Raw genomic sequence first — 17,919 nt, 5'->3', positions numbered from 1 at the left:
TCATGCAGAATATGGTATACTAAGGGGATGGATTTGGAGCGGAAGAAGGAGGGGGACGCATGGGAGAAACTCCGCGTGAGGGCAGCAAGATCTCGCCGCCCCGGCGCTCGCAGTATGGATCTGATTCGGAGGACTCCATTTTTCCCGGGGAGGAAAAGGACCATGATCCCTCCCGGCGCAGTTTTTTGCTGCGCATGATCTTCATGACGGCGAGTGCCAGTTTGCTCACAGGAGGATATGCCTGGTTGTGGGAGCCTCGTCATCTGGAGATCAAACACGTTGAATTGAAACTGCCCAAGTTTCCAAAAGCATTCGAGGGACTGCGTGTGATTCAGTTCAGTGATGCCCATCTTGGATTCCATACGGGGTTGAAACAAATGGAGAAGCTGGCTGAAACGATACGGGAACAGCAACCTGATCTGATTTGTTTTACCGGAGATATGGTTGAACGGGAAGCAGAACCGATGCGTGAATGTATTCCTGCACTGGCTTCGATGCAAGCGAAGTATGGTAAATACGCCGTATTGGGGAACCATGATTACCGTGGCCAGCAGCAGCATGAAGTGGAGCTGATGTTCAAAGAGGCCGGTTTCACGTTGCTTCGAAACAGCCATGTTCTGATTGAACGTGGGGATTCACGTATTGCGATCGTAGGTTTGGATGACGCGCTTACGGGCAGACCTGATCCTCTTGTAGCAATCAAGGGATTGAGTAGAGAGGTTTGGAAACTGCTACTTATGCATGAGCCTGATTATGCAGACATTGCAGCACCTTACGGTTTCGGACTACAGCTCTCTGGACACAGTCATGGCGGACAGGTGCGTTTTCCCTGGATAGGCGCACTGACTACACCGAGAGGTTCACTCAAGTATATTCAAGGGTTATATTACGCAGGGGATAAGCATATGCCAGTCTATGTGAACCGTGGCTTTGGCATGACCCAACTGCCGATTCGCTTTTTGTGCAGGCCGGAATTGACGGTTTTTGAATTAAAGGGTTAACAACATAAAGAATATAGAGCACAAAGGGAGGTTAGCCAGATGGAACGAATTGCGATTGTATCCGATATTCATGGCAATATGACTGCTTGGGAAGCGGTATTAAAAGATATTCGGAGTCGCGGATTGAAGCGAATCTTTTGTCTTGGCGACCTCGTTGGCAAAGGACCTGATCCGGTACAGGTTGTCGATCTGGTGAGGGAGACATGTGAGCAAGTTATCCGTGGCAACTGGGATGAGTTGGTTGCCGTTAATCAGGACAATGAGAATTTTACTTGGCAAGCGAAGCGGTTGGGTAAAGAACGATTGTTGTATCTGGAGAGCCTGCCGTTTAGCCACCAATTAGAGCTGAGTGGTCGTACCATCCGTTTAGTGCACGCCTCTCCCCAAAGTGTATATCACCGCGTACAGCCGTGGGATGAGATTGAGAAGAGGTTAGCGATGTTCGATGCTCCGGCAGATGAGCCTGGGCTTGGTGTGGCGGATGTCGTGGGATATGGAGATGTGCATAACGCATACTTACAATTTATGAATGGAAAAATGTTGTTCAATGCAGGCAGCGTGGGTAACCCGCTTGATTTTACCCAGGCTTCTTACTGTATCCTTGAAGGAGAGAACAGCAGCGATCGGAACACCCCGTTCAATCTTCAATTTGTAAGGGTGCCTTATGATATTGAGCAGGAAGTGAAGACTGCTCAGCAGGCTCAGGTGCCTTCGCTCGATTTCTATATCCGAGAACTTCGTACGGGCGTATATCGCGGGCTACAAACGGATTAGTTAACTAAGGAATAATGCACTGTAATGAATTGGCATACTAATGTTCAGGCTACTGAGCGGAGTATTGTGGAGTATAGCGATGTTTCATTGTTTATCCATGTATTTTATTTGCGCCGGATCATCTTCAGAGCATGCTTGTCTTACCGGACTAGAACCCGTTAGGCAAAAGGAGCGATTGTCATGCTGACCCGAAAAATGCTGGGCCAAGGATTGCCTGCTTTATGGACAGAGCGCCTTGTTCTTCGATCATTACGTCAGAGTGATTACAGCACATTGTGGGAGCTGTTTTCCGACCCTCAGGTGATCCGTTATGTAAACAGGGGGAGTCAGCCCACACCAATCCGGGCTCGGCGATTATTGAATCAGATTCGCAGCAGCAGTGCCAAGCTGGATTCACTGCATTACGGCATCTGCTGGAAAGGCAGCGATCAGATCATCGGCATCACTTCATTCCAGCATTGGAACGACCAGAACGGTACCGCACAGATTGGATATATTCTGAACAGGTCCTGCTGGGGTAAGGGAGTCGCAACTGAGGCAGTACAGCGTTTGCTGGAATTCGGTTTTGCCGAGCTTAATTTGTGCAAAGTGGAAGCCCGCTGTTACGAGGCAAATGTATCATCCGAACGGGTTCTCTGCAAAAGCGGTATGATTTATGAACGGACCTTGCCCTCGTTTGTTTTGAATCATGAGGATGGAGAGAAGCCGGATACCCTGCTGGATGTTAAGGTGTATAGTCTGTATCGTGAACAGCATGTCCGTTCTCATTGGGAAAATCGGCTGCAAACGTTGGTATCCGACAAGCACGAGTAACATAAAATAGAGCATATTGCATAAATCCAAAGAGCGTCTTTCAATCAGAAAAATATAGATCGTAATGTTTCTATTTGTCTATATTTTTACTTGGAAGCGAGTTGAACCAAATTATGCAAAATGCTGAATTAAATGAAGCAGCAGAGGTTTGAAACGAACTTCAATCATTTGTTACACAATTGAAATATAGCTGCAATTGAACTCTAACAGACAGCGGGTAAACTTATCTCATGACCCCCTTTTTGATAATAGATTATGCTGTTGGGACCCGCTGTTTGCGGGTTCATTTTTTTTGTCCATACAAGTTTAACGATGAAATTTCTACACCAACACTCAGATGACAGAACTACTTTCCATTATCGTGTAAATATTTAGTTGGACTTATATAACATCTTTTTTCATATTCGGCTACAAACCTAGAACCCCCACAGCGTAATTTTACGCCGTGAGGGCTATTGTGGTTTTCTAGGTTTAAAACGGTACAACTTGCATTTGTTTCTGCTTAAAATATACCCATTCGGTGAATCCAATCTCTTGCAGACGTGTACGAACGTCATCCAGTTCATCGGCCACACGCTGCGGTTTATGGGCGTCCGATCCAAAGGTCACCTTCACTCCGTAATGATGCGCACGCTCCAGAATGGCATCGGACGGGTACCAGCCACCACTAAGCTTGGTTTTACCAGACGTATTAATTTCAATAGCCACGTTCGATTCTGCAATGACCTGCAACGTTTCATCAATGGCTTGATCTGCGATAATGTCCGAGAAAGGAGGATAATTTCCTTTCATGGCATCAATATGTCCGAGAATCTGGAACATGCCGCTTCGGGCTGATTGCCGAATCAATGCGTAGTAACTCTCTTTCACTTCAACCTTACGCGCATCGCTTAATCCATTCCAGCGGGTTTTGTTGAATATGCTGACATCTTCTGTATGGTGAACTGAACCAATAATATAATCAAAAGGAAATTGCCCCAACGTACTGCGATACAAATCGGCATGGGCAGGGAAATAGTCGGATTCAATGCCAAGCAGCACATCAATCTTGCCCGCGTATTCTTCCTTCAGAGCTAGTACTTCTTCCACGTAATGACGCAATTCCGACTTGCCCATCGCGATCCGGGGGAAAGCCTGTTCTTCGTCACTGCCGAAGTAAGGTGTATGATCCGAGATACCGATGACCTGAAGTCCAGACTGAATACCTGCCTCAATATAGTCGCGAATATTGCCGTCTGCATGACCACAACGAAAATGATGGGTGTGAAGATCAAATTTCATATGGAAATCCTTCCTTTCTCATGGCTCATTTATCATTCTGAACTGATGAACTGGGTCTCCGGCATGCCTTTGAGATCGCTCAGGAATTGCTGCATGGCCGAATTGAGATAACGACTTGATTTGTAAATAACTCCGACAGGGTGACTGACCTCCAGTTCACTGAGTGGAATCATACGCAGTGTGCCTTGCCGTAACTCATGGGCAACGGATTGTTTGGATATAACGGCTGCCCCGAGGTTAATCTCAACCATCCGTTTCACTTCCTCGCTGCTCGACAACTCCATGACGATATTGGGCTCAATATTATGTTTTTTGAAAATGCCTTCCGTAAAACGGCGCCCCACCGTATCCGGAGATAGCAAAATCAGAGGTGTGCTGCGCAGAACATCCACAGCAGCATGCTTTTGCTTCGCCAGTGGATGGGAAGGAGATACCACAAGTTCGAACGTATCATAATACAGCACGGACGTATTCAGGTTAGGATTACGCTCTGTAAGATAACCGATACCGAGATCGACCATACCATTCTCGACCTGGGTATAGATCTGTGAGGAAGGCAGGGATTGGATACTGGTCTTGATGAGTGGAAATTGATCCTGAAAGTAGGATAAGACCCGTGGCAAAATCTGAATGGCAATGGATGTGGTTGTACCGAGTCTGATATGTCCCTGAGGGGTCTCATCGAGATCCATCAGCTTCTGTTTCAGCTCTCCCACGATGTCCAGCATACGTTCGGCATGTTGAAGAAATACCTGTCCCCGATCGGTGAGGGTGACGGGTTGGTTCCGATCAACAAGAACGGTGCTGAATTCATCCTCCAGGCTCTTGATCTGGGCCGAGACGGCGGGCTGAGTCAAATTTAGGAGTTCTCCGGCTTTGCGGAAACTCATCGTTTTCGAGATGGTAATCAGCGTCTCCAGTTGACTGATATTCATGTATGGCCTCCTTGCATGTAAAATGTCTTCTGTCTATCCATAGGTGGAATCCCGTAACTGGTCATTATTCCGTTCCTTAAATTATAGGTGATTCAGGACAGCAGGGCAATGAAGGGAACATCATAGATTTGGGGAGGTCCATTAGAACGAGAAATTAATTTTATTTCAAGAAATTAAATTTTTAACATTTTAAGAAACAGTAAAAAAGTCCTAAATGCCTTTTGCCATGCCTCTTCATGGCAATTGTTCCTGCAACAGATGCGAAAAGCCTCGTTTTTTCGCTAGAATCAGCTATAAACATTTGCCCCGCGGATGACGATAAATTATAGTACACATGCCTTACCGAATTCTTGGTGAATTCTTGTACGTGATAAAGTATAATAAATTTATTGAATATGGGACTTTTGGTGTGTGACCAATAACCCAGTGTAAGGGGGACAACAGACAGTGAAAGCGGAAGTGATTAATCCTTTCCTGGAATCCGCACGGAACGTATTCGAACAGCTCATCCAGGTTTCGCCTTCCACCGGGAGTCTTGGCGTGAAAAATGTGGAGTACATTGCAGACCATGTCTGGATCGTGATCGGAATGACTGGACAACTGAGCGGAAACATCGTGTTTGGAATACAAGAGTCGGTTGCATTGAAAATTGTTTCTGCCATGATGGGCGGTTTTGTCATTACAGAAATGGACGAAATGAGTAAAAGTGCTATATCGGAACTTGGCAATATGATTAGCGGGAATGCAAGTACCATCCTGTCCAATCAGGGTGTCGTTGTTGATATTACACCTCCACAAGTGATGAATTCCGAATATCTGACTTCCTTTAGTGCAACGAAGGCATTGAGCATTCCTTTGCTGATGGACGGAATCGGTGAGATGGATATTCAAGTAATGATCTCGTAGAATAGAACCATACGCCTCTAGGGGCAATATGTGTTCAATACGGGAGGACGTCGGGTATGCTGAAAGATCAGGTTGTTTTTATCACAGGTGCGTCGAGCGGAATTGGTGCGCTCTGTGCGCAGATGCTGATAGAAGAAGGAGCCATACCGATTCTGGCTGCCCGCTCACGGGACAAGCTGGAAGAGATTGGTGCTTCGCTGAAAGGGCAACATGAACTGCTCACGTTAGATGTAACGAATGACGAGCAAGTTCAGATAGCCGTGGATGCGATGTTGCAGAAATACGGACGAATCGATATTTTGCTGAATAACGCTGGTTACGGAAAATTTGCGGCGATGACGGATATGTCTGTGCAGGAATTCGATGAGATGATGGACGTTAATTACATGGGCATTGTCCGCTGTACCAAGGCAGTGCTGCCGCAGATGTTACAACGAGGCAGAGGACAAATCGTGAATGTAGCTTCCATGGCTGGTAAGATCGGAACCGCCAAATCCGCTTCATATACGGCAACCAAACACGCCGTACTTGGCTTCAGCAATGCCCTGCGCCAGGAACTTCGCAAAACCGGAGTCACGGTAACGACCATTAATCCCGGACCCATCGATACACCGTTCTTTCAACGGGCAGACCCCTCCGGTAACTATGTTAATAACGTACGCTGGATGATGCTGAAGCCGGAAGAGGTTGCGGGGCATATGATCCGGGCGATGAAGAAGCGTAAGGAAGAAGTGAATCTGCCCAGACTGGCTTCGGCTGGAGTGTGGCTGTATCAGCTATTTCCGCGTCTCGCTGACAGGCTGTCGCACGGTGTAATGAATCAGAAGTAAGATGCAACAATGGGCATCATATATCGGATGAAAGAAGGGCTCCGCCGAGGGGCTTTTCTTTTTTTTATGTGCAAAGACATGTTTCATGAATAAGATTTGGTCCGCAGGCTTTTTTCGCATATAATGAAAGGTAATGTGATGACAGGCTTCGGTTTTATTAGTACAAGCAGGGCTAGAGCATCGAAACGAATAAATTTAAAGGATGGACATACATGACGAATCAAACATTTGCTTCAATTGGCGTAGAACAGGATCTTGAGGCTGTACTCGCCAGACATGGCATCAACGAACCTTCACCGGTACAGGCACAGACAATCCCGGTTATTTTGGAAGGTCGCGATGTGGTTTCGAAATCTCAGACGGGAACAGGCAAGACGCTCGCTTATCTGCTTCCACTGCTGCAATCCATCAAAAGTGACGTAAAAGGGACACAGAAACTCATCATAGCTCCTACACAAGAGCTGGCGATGCAAATTGTCCGCGAGGCACAGCGTTATGGGGAAGAACGCAAAATTGGCGTTCTGGGGCTAATTGGAGGTGCAGCGGTAAAACGTCAGATCGAGAAGCTGCGTGAGCACCCGGAACTGGTTGTGGGAACGCCAGGACGACTGAAGGAACTGATTACGCTGAAAAAGCTGAAAATGCACAATGTCTCCACGATCGTTATTGACGAGGCAGACCAGGTATTCCAGCTCGGCGGGGTAAGTGATGTGGACTTCGTATTGCGCAGTGCGCTGCGCGACCGTCAGCTCATCTTCCTGTCAGCAACGATTGATGAACATACTGCTGGACTCGCGAAGCGGGAGATGAAAGAGCCGGTACAGATCGGAATTGAACCGGACCGGGCAACCGCTGCGGGACTTGAGCATTTTTATTTTGTGGAGGAAAACCGCAACAAAATTGATATGCTGCGCCGTCTGGTTAGACAGTATAACCCGGATCGCGCCATCGTCTTTGTGAATGCTACCGAAGATATTGGCGAGGTTGAAGCGAAAATGAATCATCTGGGCTTCTCCGCAGCTGCGTTGTATGGGGATGCTGACAAAGTGACCCGTAGCAACGTGCTCTCCGCTTTCCGTAATGGCAAACTGCAACTGTTGATCGCGAGCGAGGTTGCAGCCAGAGGACTGGATATTGAAGGTTTGCCGATGGTCATTAACTATGACCCTGCATTTGATTCGGAACACTATGTTCACCGTGCAGGAAGAACAGGTCGTATGGGTCGCAGTGGTATCGTGTTGTCAATCGTGGATGAAACGCAAATTTTCATTATGCGCAAGTTTGCGCGGGAACTTGGAATCGAATTGCCGGAACGTGTATTATTCGGAGGTAAAGTGCTGGAGGCTGATCCGCGTCCGGATACGCGGCCTGAAGGGCATTCTTTCTCTAGAAAACCAGGGCAGTCCCGGGATCGTAAACCTGGTCAGGCCAACCGCAATGGTGGTGCCAGAACAGCTGCCTCGAATCAACGTCCGGCGGGCGGCAAGCCGGCTGGTAATACAGGCAGAACAGAACGGGACCAGGATCGCAAGAACAAGGGCGCTCCCAAATGGAGCAAAGGTAAAGAATCACGCTCTGAAGAATAAAACCTGACGAAAGAGGTGCAGGGATAGATGGATAACGTTCAACCACCCGTATTGAAAATCAACGGGCTAAGCGGAGGATATAGTGCCAAACGGCCCGTCCTCCACGGCATCGATCTGGAAGTTGGACGCGGAGAAATGGTCGGACTGATCGGATTAAATGGTGCTGGCAAAAGTACTACGATGAAGCATATTTTAGGATTGATGACCCCTCAACAGGGAGAAGTGCGGGTCATGGGCAAGAAGCGGGACGAAGACCCACAGGTATATCAATCGGCCATGGCCTTTGTACCGGAATCTCCTGAGCTGTACGACGAGATGACAGTTATGGAGCATCTGGAGTTTACGGCCAGAGCATATGGTGTCTCTGAAGCTGATTTCAAAAAGCGTACGGAGAAACTGCTCGACTTGTTCCGCATGAATGAGAAAAGTACAAGTCTGTCGACCCACCTGTCCAAAGGTATGCGGCAAAAGGTCATGATCATGTGTGCTTTTGTGGCCGGCCCGCCACTCTATATCATTGATGAACCTTTCCTGGGACTTGACCCGCTCGGAATCCGCTCTTTGCTTGATTTTATGCTCGAAATGAAGGCTTCGGGATCATCGATTCTGCTCAGTTCACACATTCTGTCCACCATTGAAAATTACTGTGACCGTTTTATAGTCCTGCACCGAGGACAGGTCATTGCACATGGGACGCTGAATGAGCTGCGTACTCAATTCGGGGAATCGAATGCCACGTTGGAGCATATGTTCTATTCCCTTGTACAAGGCAGGGATTAAGCATGGATCTTAAGCAGCTATGGAAGCAAAGACGCACGGGATTCTGGAATGGAATTCTGCCTTATCTGGGTTATGTCATTCAGAGCGGCGTAGCCATGGTTTTCTTATTTCTCGTCATTGCGTTCTCCGCCTGGTATACATCGTTTGTACAGCACATTCCGGCGGGATTTCCGATTCGCTGGATTACGCTGCTGTTGCTGGCACCCCTGGTGCTGTTTAGCAGTTATCGTACATATCTGCATCCGGCAGACATCGTATTTTTACGTCCGCAGGAATATCGGATGCACGAATATCTGAAAAACAGCTTCGCTCGTGGCATTATCTATAAAACCTTGGGTATGCTGCTCGTATTTGTAACGTTGTGGCCGCTCTATGTTCGAGCAGATCAGGATGCAAGGCCATTTGGGTGGTTTATCCTGCTTCTCCTGTTATGGAAAGGGTTATCGAGCTATGGGGCTTGGCAAGAACTGCGCATGGTGCAAATCGGTGCCGCCAGAGGATATCGTTTGCTCCGATGGGCATTGGCTGTACTGGCGATTGCCGCCTGGCTGTGGCAGCCTCCACAACGAAGCATCTGGTTCCTGCTGCTGCTGGCTGTCGTTTACATCGTTGCCCTGCGTATCCCTCTGAAACATCGGGTTTCATGGGAACGTCTCATTCAGGTGGAGCAGGGCCAGGCTGGCCGAGTGATGCGTACGCTGGGTTGGTTTGTAGATGTGCCTTCATCAGGCCAAAAAGTAAGTTCTCGCCGCTGGCTCAGCAAATGGGGGAGTGGCCTCCCGTGGAATGCAGGGAAAGCCTATCGCTATCTGATCACCAAAACGTTCATCCGAACTGAAGTGTTCTCCATCGTTGTGCGTTTAGTTGTGCTGGGCATGCTGCTGTCCTGGTGGACGGCAGGCAGTTATTTTGGTATTGGTGTATACCTGTTCTTCCTGCTGCTTGCAGGTGTGCAACTGGGTGCGCTGCGACGCAGTCATAGTGAATCGTTCTGGATTATGATTTATCCCATCTCGGGAGAGAGTCGTCGTTCCCAGGTGCTGGGGTTCATCTCGAATCTGCATGCGCTGGTTGCCTTGCTTATGTGGCTGCCGATGTTGGCTGGAGGATGGAGTGGACTGAGCATGACCATAGCAGCACTGGTCCTTGGTGTGCTGGTCATCTACTTGATGCGACGTTCTCAGGGCAACAAGTGGTTGAAGGAAGAAGAGGATGAATGAACGGTTGGGCGTCTGACTAGTTAACGTTCGATGGCAACGCCGACTAGGGGCTCTCGCGTAACATAATCAAAGAAGGGTATTCCGAGCTGTATCCCGGAATACCCTTCTTTGTGCTACAGTCAGCTTACCTTGTTCCGACTCCTGGTAAGGACGTATGGACTAACAGAGGAACGATTTTGTGATAATGACGAGCAAGATGAACAGAACGAGAATAGCACCTGTATTTGTAAATCCTCCGTAACCGTAACCGCCACATCCATACCCGCCTCTTGTTTCTTCAACTACTCCAGACATATGTTCATTCCCCTTTCAAGTGGTGTTAGGCACGCCCTTGCGTACATCGTATATTATGTGCCTTGGGGATAGGCTGATTGGGCCGTTGCCCGGTAAAGCCTGAAAATCATCGTTTTGGGCATTTGCCCGTCAAAGTAGCCATACGTTTTCAAAGCACACACAAAATACCCCTTCATATCGAGAGACATTCATCAGGATACAAAGAGGTTCATATTAGTAAGGAAACGGACGTTAGTCCGCTCCCAGACTTATTTATTTGGATAAGCATTACTGCATATGAATTAAGTTGTCTGTAGATCCAAAACGCCACGATAGATCGTATCGAACAGATCTTCCAGTCCGGATTCTTCAATACAGGAGAAGGCAACTCGAAGATCAGCCTCACCCAGCGCGATGGTACCGACGCCGTATTTCTGTAGCAAATGGGTCCGGAGCTGCTCTGCGCCCACATCCTTCAGCTTCAGACACATAAAGTAACCTGAGTTGAACGGATAGTAATCCCATACCTCACCGTATTTACCGCTATCGAGAATGGATTTTACTTTGTTGGCGCGGCCTTTCATGATTTCAAACTTCTCCAGCTTCTGTGCTTCGAACTCAGGTGCTTTCAGCGCATCCAACACAAAAGTTTGGGAAGGATGCGGACCACTGGAGATGGTTGCCCGGATAATACCGAGTGTTTTTTGCTCCAGAGCATGGAGAACTGCAGCATCTTCATGGGCGTACGTAATGAATCCAACGCGGAAGCCCCATACAAATTCTTCCTTCGTGGCACCGTCAACTTTGACAGTTAACACACGTGGGTGGAGGTTCGCCAGTTTGCCAAACAGGGATTCGTGAATGGAATCTTCGAAGAAGAGACCAAAGTAGGCATCATCTGTCACAGCAACGACATTCACACCAGCCTCAGCTGCTTGACGGATCGTATCCACGATTGCGTCTGCTTCTTCGGCTCCAGGCGTATAACCTGTTGGGTTGTTCGGGAAGTTAAGCAGCACGATGGCTTTGCCTTTGTCCTTCTGCGCCAGCAACGCTTCGAGTAGGCCAGCGCTGTTGAAGTTCAATTGTTCATCGAACAGCGGATAATGAACTAACTCGCCGTGACGACGAATTCCAAAGGTCAGCTCATAATTTTCCCAGTTTTTATCCGGATATATAACAGCGTCCCCTTCTTCGGCGAACAGGTCGGCTACAATACTCAGTCCATGAGTTAATGCGTTAGTCACAATGGGGTTACCAAACGTTTTACCTTCAAGGGAAGGTGTTTCCTTCAGCATCTTGTCTCTCCATACGGTCCGCAACTCAGGCTTCCCTGCAGGCGGAGCGTAAGGGTACAAATCCTTCGGTTGGTATGCGGACAGTTTATCTTGAATAACAGCTAAGTGCATCGGCACACCGCCCTCAAGAGCAATACCAATCGTAGCATTGTAGGTTTTGGCCAGACTTGCTGCTTCAGCAGACTGACTCAAGATACCTTCTTTTGGAAAATAGATTTCTTTGCCGAGCTGCGACAGCATGGAGTAGACGTGACTGCTGCCTGCCTGAATACTTTCGTTCAACTGTTCAGCCAGTGGATTCATTCTTTTCATCCTTCCAAGTCTTTGGGATTCAACTGCCTAACATTATAACACCTTGCCTTGCCCCCGTCACGGAAATTACGCATAATGACAGTTTTATCACTTCACCGCGTTGTTGCGGGTGTTATTGAGTTAGGTTAATGTTACTTTCTCCCGGTTGATTATACTATGAAAACTGGATGTTATTTTTGATGAAAAGGACAATATTTCCGCATCATTTCGGCAGTTTCCGCATCTCGTCCTTCGTTACGCTGCTCCAGTTCGCCACTAATATGATCAAACCGTTCAGCCGAGAGGTTCTGTCCAAATTTGAACTTGGCACTGATCCGTTCAGGAACAATGCGGACTACAGCAACGGCCTTGAGATTACCCTTGTAGCGGGGGTCAGCTGCATCAATGGGGATATATCCTCCCTGCGGTTGGAGTTTCTCCATGAAGCGTTGCAGAACCTTGCCCTTGATGTCCAGATCCTGAATCGGCTCTGCCTGTCCGAATGCCATGACACTTTTGAAAAAAGAGGTTGCCGGACAAGCTAAATCGGGATCACTGAAATAAGATGGAATCAAGGAAAACTCTTCTGCTACGGTAAAACTGACGGAGGAATCCTGCTTGATCTGCTTCATCTTCTCCCCGGCAAGACTGCCGTGAAAATAAAAACAACCGTCCATATATACAAAGTTTAGCGGTGTTACCCGTGGCTGCCCGTCTGGACTGACCGTCCCGAGAAAACCAAAGGAGCATTGGTCCAGAAATGTTATTATTTCTTGCTCTTCATCTACATTGAATTCTTTTCTTCTCATCGGTGTTCCCCCTTGAATGGCATGTGAATTAGAATCGCTGTACCTTAGCCATAACAATAGAACCTGCATTGACATATAAAAAGATCCAATTTACATTCATTTTAATAGACCAATTTATTTGGAAATAGAGGTGCACGATGGAATTGTGGCTGCCTATGGATTCATACGAGGTTCAACACCGTTACAAGTACGAGGCATTGTACCATGCTTTACGTGATGCCATTCATGCAGGGACGCTGGTTGGAGGTACAAGGCTGCCTTCCACCCGAGAGCTGGCACGTCAATATGAAATGTCACGCGGCTCCGTGGCCCAGGTATACGACATGCTGCTCGCCGATGGTTATGTGCGGGCACATAGGGGAAGAGGAACTTTTGTTTCGGACACCTTAACAGCGCAGGAACATGCGGAACAGGAGGCAATCATTCAACTTTCCCCATGGGGAGAGCGGGTGAGTACGCTGAATATTCAGAATCAAAAGGAAAAACGGTCAGCCTTTGAAAGGGAGCAGCAGGTCATCAACTTCCATGTACAGCGTATGCCAGCCGAGCATTTCCCACAAGCGGAATGGAAAAGTGCGCTGGCCGCTGTTCATCGGAGCGGGTCTCATGAACGCAGTGGTGCTGCTGGAGACCCCGAACTGCGTGAGGCCATTGCATCACATCTGAGGTGGACACGGGGCATCCAGGCTGAGGCATCACAGATCGTGCTGTTTAGTGGTTCCATGCAGGGCATCACTTTGCTGGCACAGCTGCTTATCCCTGAGGGGACCTCTGTTGTATTGGAAAATCCGGGATATCAGGGAATTGCTCATGCCGTAAAGTCCTGTGGAGGAAAGATTATTCCAGCAGAAGTAGATAACGGGGGGATTATTCCGCAGTCCTGGGAAGCGAAGACGTTATTTGTGACACCAACCCGCCAGTTTCCTACAGGAGCAGTACTTGGTCTGGACAGACGGAGAGCCTTACTTGAATGGGCTTCGGGGCGAAATGCCGTCATTATTGAAGATGATTATGATAGTGAATTTCGCTGGGGAGGTAGGCCGATTGAACCGCTCAAAGTACTCGATCGTGAACAACGTGTCATCTATGTCGGATCGTTCTCACAAACGATGGTTGCATCCTTCCGGCTTGGTTACGCGGTTTTGCCACCTGGCCTGGTGCAACCACTGATCGCTGCAAAAGCACTGTACGAACCCGTACCTCCTGCTCTTCTGGAGCAGCGTGCACTTGCGAAGTTTATGACGCGAGGGGGGTATTTGCGCCATCTAAGAAGGTTAACCCGTCTCTATGGGGAACGGCATGCTTTTTTTGTCAGTGAGATGAAGCGGGAATTACCGGAACCTTTCATTATGCAGGCTGGGGATGCTGGATTGCATATTTATGCTACGTGGAAAGGGGATATCGACAGTTACGAGCGGTTCAAGGTACTGGCCCAGGAAGAAGGTGTCGTATTCCGCGATGCGGTGCGTTATCGGCTGACTCCTGGTCATCCGGCTGTGTGTTTTGGCTTTGCACATCTGGAGAAAGAGGAGATTCAAGAGGGGATAAGACGAATGCGGTTAGCATGGGAGAAGTGCACATTTTCGTTTCGGTGAATTCCGCTGTATAATAGGATAAGACGTTTCGCTCCAGCAGGAGCAGAAATCATATATAATCACATATCGCATCATTTTTGATGCAGTATGCAAAAGAGATTAACTTTCAAGGGGGAGTGGCGACATGCTGCAGGCATCGCCGTCATCTTTTGTTATTTTGCCCGCCGTCGCCAAAATTGTCTGCGAACCGGGATGGAAGTGGCAGAAGCGGGAAAAACCGATGCAAAACTATGACTTATTTTATGTATGGAGTGGTGAAGGGACCGTTGTGCTGAATGACCAGTCGTATGAAGTTGGCAAGGGTAGTTGTTTTCTGTTCAGGCCAGGCGATCATCCTACCGCAACACATAACAAGCAAAAACCTTTGGTACTTACGTATATTCATTTTGATGTAGATATACCCGTTAATGATGTTCCCCAATCTTATCGTGAGGTACTGGAAACGGTGGAATTCGAGCATTTGCTGGCTCGGTATGTAAGACTGTTCCTATCCGATGTATATGGGCGGGATGAAGAGAGCCGGCTGATTCTGAAACAGCTGATGATTCATTTGCTGCGTGCAGATACAGAAGCTCCTGTGGAGAAAAAGGTGAGCAACCAGTTGTCTGATGTCATCCAGGAGGTTGCTAACTATGTTCGCCAGCATCCAGGGATTACACATCGCGTGGAAGACCTCGCTGCAAGGGCTGGATTATCACCTCGATACTTCTCGATTAAGTTCAAGGAATTAATTGGATCTTCCGTGCAATCCTATATCATTCGCATGCGCATTGAGCGGGCTGAACATCTGTTGGTGCACACTGGCATGAATGTGACCGAGGTGGCAGATGCCCTTGGGTACCGCGATATCTTTTTCTTCAGTCGTCAGTTCAAACAGTACACCGGCAAAAGTCCATCTGAGATTCGATAGGGTCTCTCTGGCCGGTAAAATATGGCAACGTTTCAATTCTGGGAAGCAGGGGTAAGTATGTAGCATTCCAGACGATCGAAAGGGGGAACTTGTGATGAACGGAAAACGTCGGGTCCGCAACCGGGGATGCTCTATCAGGGGCTTTAATATTTTCCGGAACCGCCTGCGCCGCTCCAAACCGGCAGAGGAAATGCAGGACGTATGGTTTTAAGGAATGGTCAGAAAACCAATATGACGAAGCTTAGCTTCGTATTGCATGTATACATGGAATGGGAACGGTAATCATCCGACTTCTGCATAACTCTGAAGCGGATAATCGAATTCTCTGATCAGCAAAAGGTACTCATAGCCTGGACACTTTACCCTAAAAAGGTGTTCCGGCTGTGAGTACCTTTTTTATATGGGCCAAAGTTCTGTGTAATCTCTTTCTTTAGATCGGAAAATAAAAAAGATGACTCCTGTTGCTCAGGAATCATCTGCGTATTGCTCAATGGATTGGTTTTAACCGACCGAGCAATTCTCCCATTTTGACGGAGTCGCCAGGCTGCAAGCCCGGTTTCGGTTCGAATGTGCCGCTCTGCGTTAACAGTACGACGGTGGAACCGAATTCAAAATAGGCGAGGTCATCGCCTTGTGCCCATGAACTTACGTCTGCACCCGCGTACTGTATGCTGCTCACGTTCATTGCGCCTACTTTCACGACAGCCACTTCTCCAAAGTCATGAGCAATATACGTAATGAGCCTTTCGTTGCGACTCAGCACTGATTTCATATGGGTCAGACCAAAATCATTTACAGGATAAACCTTGCCCTTAATATGTTCACTCTCAATGCGACGACCGCTAACAGGAGCGTGAATGCGGTGATAGTCGCGTGGGCTGAGATACAGGACAAAAGCATAACCGTGCTTGTACTTCTCCAGATGTGGTGAGTGGTTTAATAATTCAGCAAGTGTATAATTTTGTCCCTTAACATTCAGGAGCGTTCCAGCAGATACAGGACCGGCTGCCGTGATTTTGGCATCTACCGGACTGATCAGTGCATGTTCTGAAAGTTCAAGCGGGCGCATGCCCGGTTTAAGTTTACGTGTAAAGAAATCATTCAAAGAACGATATTCCTTCCAGTCTTTCTCAGCTTCCTGAACAGGGATGTCGTAGGTCCGGACAAAATAAGGGATAAATGCCTTGCTTCCCCGGCTCTTGGAGAAGGCTCCCACAGTCCGGGAGATCCATTTGCGAGAAGAAAGCTCGGTCATTAACCGCAACAGCGTTTTTGCCATGAATATCCCCCTTAGGGTTAGTGCGAACTTCTAGGCCGGCAAGACCGGCCGTTCTGCATAATATTGACACAGAATGCCCACGAAATCAATATAGGCCGCGATCATACGTCTGGGGTTGCCTCGGTATGCGCGAATTCTGCTCCAGCAGCAGACGTCCGTAAGCCATCGGTTGCCGGTAGCTGGCTTTCCAAGTCTCTGTCATCCCGGCCTTGCGGAAACCATAGCGCTGATCCCTTCCGTTGCATTCGATAAAATAAATCTTGCCGTTCTCTGTTATCCCCAGGTCAAGTCCGAGGTCCGCAAGATGAGGCAGGCTTGAAGCTAGCGTCCGGGCGATTCGGAGCCCGACAGACCGGATTCTGGCCTCCAGTTCAAGTGCATGCCAATCGTTTGTCTCCAAGTCAAGTGCTTCAGCCAGCGTCATGACTTTGCTGCCTTGGGCGATATTGGTAACAAACGTATGGGCCGGAGCCACCTTAGCGAATATACCCGTGATCCCCCACAAACCGTCACTTCCACGCTGTACGGATACTCGCAGATCTACAGGTCTTCCTTCAAAGCGAACCAGAGGTATGCGTTCTTCAATAAGATAGGCATGTCGGAAAATACGGCGCAGGGTGGCTGATGGCAATTGTCCCTTATTCAGTCGAAAGGTTGCCCATCCCTTGCGTGAAGTCCTTGTCTCGCATGTCAGTTTCCATTGACCATCCTTTTGGAATATACGCATAATGCCGTGACCGATGCTTCCGCTGCATGGCTTGATCACCAGATCATCGTAATGTTCCATCATATATGCCAAAGACTCAGGTGTAGCTTTGACCGCACGGGGGAGATGTTGCCTGAGAGCGGGGTCCTGATAAAGCATCTCGTGAATATGATCTTTGCGGTATCGATTGCGGACATTGTATACCTGTATGCCCTGCAACAGCAGTTTGGTCACCTGATGCTGCTCCGAACGGCGAAGCTGGAGTGCCCGGTTATGAATAACGGAGGGCAAGGGCATTCTTTGACGAACGTATATGCCATCTTTTTTTACATAAGCAATACAGGTTTTGGTGTCCGCATCCACGTCTTCCAGCCGCAAAAAACAAGGTGTTAATCCATAACAGGCCGCTGCCTGTTCAACATTCGCGAGTGATTCCTGACCCGTTCTTCCAGCTGGTATCCCCCGGTACATGCGTGAATCGAACATAATACCGATCGTTTCTTGTAGCATGACCGTTCCTCCTTCAATGTTATCGCGACCATGGATCGTCCATCCATAAAATGCCGGCCTGTCTCCGCATGGTTGGACATCACGATAACGCAGACCGGAATCATGATGCATCGATATGCATC

The 17,919-nt window shown here is 48.2% G+C and carries 17 protein-coding genes; 10 read left to right on the top strand and 7 right to left on the bottom strand.

Annotated elements, in window-relative coordinates; translation table 11 throughout:
• Positions 1 to 59: 59 nt before the first annotated feature.
• The 3 genes from RS891_RS26140 (at position 60) to RS891_RS26130 (ending at position 2,588) form a co-directional block, all read left to right on the top strand.
• A complete protein-coding gene (locus RS891_RS26140) occupies positions 60 to 1,001 on the top strand; it encodes a metallophosphoesterase (RefSeq protein WP_315793605.1) in 942 nt (313 codons plus the stop codon).
• Positions 1,002 to 1,040: 39 nt separating this feature from the next.
• Complete coding sequence (locus tag RS891_RS26135; protein ID WP_113055976.1) at positions 1,041 to 1,775, top strand: metallophosphoesterase family protein; 735 nt, start codon at positions 1,041 to 1,043, stop codon at positions 1,773 to 1,775.
• Between the two features lie 180 nt (positions 1,776 to 1,955).
• Positions 1,956 to 2,588, top strand: coding sequence for a GNAT family N-acetyltransferase (locus tag RS891_RS26130; protein ID WP_315793604.1), 633 nt, complete (start codon positions 1,956 to 1,958; stop codon positions 2,586 to 2,588).
• A gap of 471 nt (positions 2,589 to 3,059) precedes the next feature.
• Here the strand turns inward: RS891_RS26130 and RS891_RS26125 are convergent, their stop codons facing one another.
• Both RS891_RS26125 and RS891_RS26120 read right to left on the bottom strand, forming a co-directional pair.
• A complete protein-coding gene (locus RS891_RS26125) occupies positions 3,060 to 3,869 on the bottom strand; it encodes a histidinol-phosphatase (RefSeq protein ID WP_315793603.1) in 810 nt (269 codons plus the stop codon).
• 32 nt (positions 3,870 to 3,901) lie between these two features.
• Positions 3,902 to 4,804, bottom strand: a complete 903-nt coding sequence (locus RS891_RS26120) for a LysR family transcriptional regulator (protein ID WP_113055973.1) — start codon at positions 4,802 to 4,804, stop codon at positions 3,902 to 3,904.
• A gap of 447 nt (positions 4,805 to 5,251) precedes the next feature.
• Between RS891_RS26120 and RS891_RS26115 the strand changes: the two genes are divergently transcribed.
• From RS891_RS26115 to RS891_RS26095, 5 genes are all read left to right on the top strand, one after another.
• Positions 5,252 to 5,710 (top strand): chemotaxis protein CheX, encoded by a 459-nt coding sequence (locus RS891_RS26115; protein ID WP_113055972.1) that lies wholly within the window; start codon positions 5,252 to 5,254, stop codon positions 5,708 to 5,710.
• Between the two features lie 56 nt (positions 5,711 to 5,766).
• Entirely contained in the window at positions 5,767 to 6,540 is a 774-nt protein-coding gene (locus RS891_RS26110) for an SDR family NAD(P)-dependent oxidoreductase (RefSeq protein WP_113055971.1), read from the top strand.
• A 212-nt stretch (positions 6,541 to 6,752) separates the two neighbouring features.
• The gene (locus tag RS891_RS26105) at positions 6,753 to 8,126 is read left to right on the top strand and encodes a DEAD/DEAH box helicase (protein ID WP_113055970.1); all 1,374 of its coding nucleotides are present in this window, start codon (positions 6,753 to 6,755) and stop codon (positions 8,124 to 8,126) included.
• Between the two features lie 27 nt (positions 8,127 to 8,153).
• Positions 8,154 to 8,906, top strand: a complete 753-nt coding sequence (locus RS891_RS26100) for an ABC transporter ATP-binding protein (protein WP_113055969.1) — start codon at positions 8,154 to 8,156, stop codon at positions 8,904 to 8,906.
• A 2-nt stretch (positions 8,907 to 8,908) separates the two neighbouring features.
• Complete coding sequence (locus RS891_RS26095) at positions 8,909 to 10,126, top strand: ABC transporter permease (protein WP_113055968.1); 1,218 nt, start codon at positions 8,909 to 8,911, stop codon at positions 10,124 to 10,126.
• Between the two features lie 159 nt (positions 10,127 to 10,285).
• On the opposite strand, the gene RS891_RS26090 is transcribed toward RS891_RS26095, so the two are convergent.
• The 3 genes from RS891_RS26090 to RS891_RS26080 form a co-directional block, all read right to left on the bottom strand.
• Positions 10,286 to 10,420: a YjcZ family sporulation protein gene (locus tag RS891_RS26090; protein WP_208642755.1), complete on the bottom strand. Its 135-nt coding sequence runs from the start codon at positions 10,418 to 10,420 to the stop codon at positions 10,286 to 10,288.
• A gap of 281 nt (positions 10,421 to 10,701) precedes the next feature.
• Positions 10,702 to 12,000 (bottom strand): aminotransferase class I/II-fold pyridoxal phosphate-dependent enzyme, encoded by a 1,299-nt coding sequence (locus RS891_RS26085; RefSeq protein ID WP_113055967.1) that lies wholly within the window; start codon positions 11,998 to 12,000, stop codon positions 10,702 to 10,704.
• A gap of 179 nt (positions 12,001 to 12,179) precedes the next feature.
• Entirely contained in the window at positions 12,180 to 12,797 is a 618-nt protein-coding gene (locus tag RS891_RS26080) for a pyridoxamine 5'-phosphate oxidase family protein (RefSeq protein ID WP_113055966.1), read from the bottom strand.
• A 137-nt stretch (positions 12,798 to 12,934) separates the two neighbouring features.
• Here RS891_RS26080 and RS891_RS26075 point away from each other — a divergent pair, with 137 nt between their 5' ends.
• Positions 12,935 to 14,392: a MocR-like pyridoxine biosynthesis transcription factor PdxR gene (locus RS891_RS26075; RefSeq protein ID WP_315793602.1), complete on the top strand. Its 1,458-nt coding sequence runs from the start codon at positions 12,935 to 12,937 to the stop codon at positions 14,390 to 14,392.
• Positions 14,393 to 14,516: 124 nt separating this feature from the next.
• On the top strand, positions 14,517 to 15,302 hold the full coding sequence (locus RS891_RS26070) for a helix-turn-helix domain-containing protein (RefSeq protein ID WP_113055964.1): 786 nt from the start codon (positions 14,517 to 14,519) through the stop codon (positions 15,300 to 15,302).
• 487 nt (positions 15,303 to 15,789) lie between these two features.
• On the opposite strand, the gene asd is transcribed toward RS891_RS26070, so the two are convergent.
• Entirely contained in the window at positions 15,790 to 16,581 is a 792-nt protein-coding gene (asd, locus tag RS891_RS26065; RefSeq protein ID WP_076290875.1) for an archaetidylserine decarboxylase, read from the bottom strand.
• Positions 16,582 to 16,666: 85 nt separating this feature from the next.
• Complete coding sequence (locus tag RS891_RS26060; protein ID WP_113055963.1) at positions 16,667 to 17,797, bottom strand: YheC/YheD family endospore coat-associated protein; 1,131 nt, start codon at positions 17,795 to 17,797, stop codon at positions 16,667 to 16,669.
• Positions 17,798 to 17,919: the final 122 nt, after the last annotated feature.

The sequence above is a fragment of the Paenibacillus sp. BIC5C1 genome (assembly GCF_032399705.1).
Classification (GTDB): domain Bacteria; phylum Bacillota; class Bacilli; order Paenibacillales; family Paenibacillaceae; genus Paenibacillus; species Paenibacillus taichungensis_A.
The sequence above is the reverse complement of the archived record's forward strand: the minus strand, read 5'-3'. Positions and strand labels throughout refer to the sequence as shown.